This window comes from Candidatus Cardinium sp. cBcalN2 (genome assembly GCF_022810445.1).
Lineage (GTDB): Bacteria > Bacteroidota > Bacteroidia > Cytophagales > Amoebophilaceae > Cardinium.
Genome location: NZ_JAACGD010000109.1, coordinates 1 through 3,195, shown reverse-complemented (window position 1 = coordinate 3,195; position 3,195 = coordinate 1). Strand labels below are relative to the sequence as shown.

The window sequence follows — 3,195 nt, the reverse complement described above, 5'->3', positions numbered from 1 at the left end:
GTAACCTTTGCCACTGCGCTGAACGGCTACAAAAAAGAGACTTCATTAACTGCAGTTGCCTAGAAGCGCAGTACTAAAAAATGAATTTTTCAAGTTACTTTTTTCTTTTTGTGGGTACTTCTGCCATAGGACTGAATGGCTACATTTTTTGATAAAAAAAGAAGCTTCCATGTTTTGATGCTAAACGAATGGCCGCTTGATTTTGATTATTAGGCAGCGCAATTGTTTTACCATCTTTGTAATAATGCCACTCTTCACCCGATTTTATGAAAGCAACTACTTGGTCATGCTGAGCTCCTATATTAGTGGGCCTATGCAGTACAAATGCGGTTAAATTAAAGGTATGCTTTTCCGAGTTGGCTAATAGCGGATTGGCATTGATCGTTAGCGCTTCTAGACCAACTAGTCTACGTGCATCCCAAGACCCATGCTCTCTATCTCTGTTAAAATCCTTTCTATTTCTGTTAAATAAGACACATAATGTATTGGGAAGTTTATCAGATGTAGGTCTACTAGTTTGCTGTTTACCATCGCGGCCTACTGCTGATATTTGGCTAGCATCGACTAACGCACTAAAATCATTTTCTAGATGCTCAGGATCGGGTACTATCTCTAAAAGCAAGATTTCTTCTTCTAGCTTTTTTGAATAGTCTAATTGGCTTAGACGTAATTGGCTAAGTAGCGTAGAACACGCTAGCTTTTTTAGCATATCCGTCAGGTCATCTTCTAAAGCTTTGTAATAACAATACAAATGTTGTAAACGGGAGTCACATCGTTTAGAACCAGTTGGCGTTTGTATAAGGTTTGGATCCCTGATGGGGCTTTGGGCATTTGGGGCACCTACATCATAACCAAGAAAGACTGGTTCATCTCTAGGCGCATTTCTTTTACAACTTATACCAATTACCATTGGCAATAAGCTTATAAGCCTTAATGAGGCTTTGCACGATAAACGGAACTTCCATTTCATACGAAATAAGGTTTAAAGTCTATTCTTGTTCTTTTTGCCAAAGTTTACAATAATGCCATCCGCATATAAAGAGCTGGATGATAAAGAACCAGTGATATCCCTGCCAGTAGAAAAGCGGAATAGCTATAGCCGCAGCCACCAATCCAATGATCAGACTAGTCAAATATCCTTTATGACCAAATTTTTTTTCTAGCATATAGCGAACCAACCAGCCGCCATCAAGTGGCGCAATAGGTATTAAATTGAGCAGCAACCACCTTGTATTAATATGGGTTGTCAAGAAGAGAAAATAGTTGAATAAAGAACTACTAAAAATAGCATACCGGAATAATAGGTAGGCTATCAAGGTCCATAATCCTTGAAAGAGCGGGCCTGCCAGGGTAATGAAAAATTTTTGTTTATCCGTTATCTGTGATTCATTGAAGAGGGTTTTTCCTCCGAAAGCTTGTAATAAGATAATAGGCTCCGCACCAAAACAAAGAGCCATTAAGGCATGTCCATATTCATGTATAAGTATACTAAAGGTGAATACAGTAGACCATAGCAAGCTTTCAGTATATGGGCCGCCCGCACTACCCATGACAAATAATAAAAAGATCCAATAGCTTAGATCAATGGATACTGAAATTTTTAAAAATCTAAAATGCAAAACCGTGTTATATTTAGGTTACTGATGAACTAGTATTTATTTAGATTTCGTAAAAATGAGCTATACACCACGAGAAACATATTTTTCACGCCTTATACGTTGTGGACTAAACCCCATTTCTTCTAAATTTTTAATGCTATCATCAATCATATATGGATTACCACAGAGATATACCAAATCAGTCATTGGGTTTAAGTCGAGTGATGCAAAGGCGGATTGCACATATCCCGAATATTCATAAGATAGGTTCCGTACCGCTCCCCTACTGATATAGAAACGAAAGTGAAATCTTTTATATTGCTCAGCAAAAGCAATAAAATCTGCTGCATAAAGCAGGTCATTGGTATAACGCACACCTAATAATAAGGTCACTTTAAGGTTTGCATCTGCTTCTAGCCGTTTAGCAATGGCTGGCAGCATAGAACGATAGGGAGCTACACCGGTTCCAGTGGCTACCAATAGATATTGGCAAGGCTTTTCTGCTTCTTGTAGAATCAGTCTACCTTTAGGGCCCACACAATCTAACCTATCACCAAGTTTTAAGTTAAAGAGGATATGGGTAGCAAAGCCTCCTTGAACCGGTGCTATGGCAATTTCCAACTTATAAGGTTCTTCGGGACTATTGGCCAAACTATAGCTACGTGGCACTATTTTACCAGATTCATGGGGCAACAAAAAAGTAATAAACTGCCCTGCTAGAAAGGTAAAAGGCAACTCATCAGAACGTTTAAACGTTAACTCTGTTACATTAGGAGTAAGCATTTTAGATCCTATGAGTTCAATTTTAAATGGATGTTGTTGCATTGCTTTACGTGTAGAGGTGAACTGTGTTACGCTAGGTGTAACATGTGTAGATTCTATTGTTTCAACTTTAAATTGATCTTGTTTCATTACCTCTAATTTCAATTAAACTTCGGTATTTGCACTCAAAGCTAAAAAAACTAACCATGAATTGAAACTTTTTAGCAACTACTTTAATCAAATATGGAGCGATACAATCACCATGCATCTACTAGTTTAACGAATTTTTTATACGGATTACTTAATCATACCATATGATAAAGCTATAATACAAAATTGTATCATATGACTTACTCATCTAATACTAATATTACTTTTTTAAGACATTATATCCTAGTTTATAGACTATAAAATCAAGATTATAAAACATAAATGTCTTAATTTAATATAATTTTATCAAAAATGATCAAATATTTGTTTTAGTACAAATTAGTATTTATTATTCGCATAGAATCTATTTCGGCGTACTAATTTGTAATTTATTAGACTTATTCAGCTATGTTAACACTCATCAATATACCACTTTTCATTGTGGTTACTTTTCTATTATTGACTTTAGTAGTAGGTATTTATTTTAGTCGCAAGACTACTTCGTTTCAGCAATATGCTTTAGTCAATAAAAAGTTCTCTACGTCTACTTTAGTGGCCACGGTATTGGCGACTGCTTATAGTGGAGGAGGATTGGTGCGTAATGTAGAACAAGTCTATAAGCTTGGTCTCTACTGGATCCTGGTATTGGCTTTAGCTGGATTTAGTTTATATGTAGTAGTTGATA

The 3,195-nt window shown here is 36.2% G+C and carries 4 protein-coding genes; 1 reads left to right on the top strand and 3 read right to left on the bottom strand.

The window, feature by feature from the left end:
• Window positions 1–139: 139 nt before the first annotated feature.
• The 3 genes from MUW74_RS03380 to MUW74_RS03370 all read right to left on the bottom strand — a co-directional run bounded on the left by MUW74_RS03380 (window position 140) and on the right by MUW74_RS03370 (window position 2,510).
• Window positions 140–910: a hypothetical protein gene (locus MUW74_RS03380; protein ID WP_243518504.1), complete on the bottom strand. Its 771-nt coding sequence runs from the start codon at window positions 908–910 to the stop codon at window positions 140–142.
• 79 nt (window positions 911–989) lie between these two features.
• Window positions 990–1,619 (bottom strand): metalloprotease, encoded by a 630-nt coding sequence (locus tag MUW74_RS03375; RefSeq protein ID WP_243518502.1) that lies wholly within the window; start codon window positions 1,617–1,619, stop codon window positions 990–992.
• Window positions 1,620–1,679: 60 nt separating this feature from the next.
• Window positions 1,680–2,510 carry a ferredoxin--NADP reductase gene (locus MUW74_RS03370; protein WP_243518499.1) on the bottom strand — a complete coding sequence of 277 codons (831 nt, stop codon included), beginning with the start codon at window positions 2,508–2,510 and terminating at the stop codon, window positions 1,680–1,682.
• A gap of 408 nt (window positions 2,511–2,918) precedes the next feature.
• Between MUW74_RS03370 and MUW74_RS03365 the strand changes: the two genes are divergently transcribed.
• Window positions 2,919–3,195 (top strand): hypothetical protein (locus tag MUW74_RS03365; protein WP_243518496.1); only part of this gene is annotated, 277 nt, incomplete at its 3' end.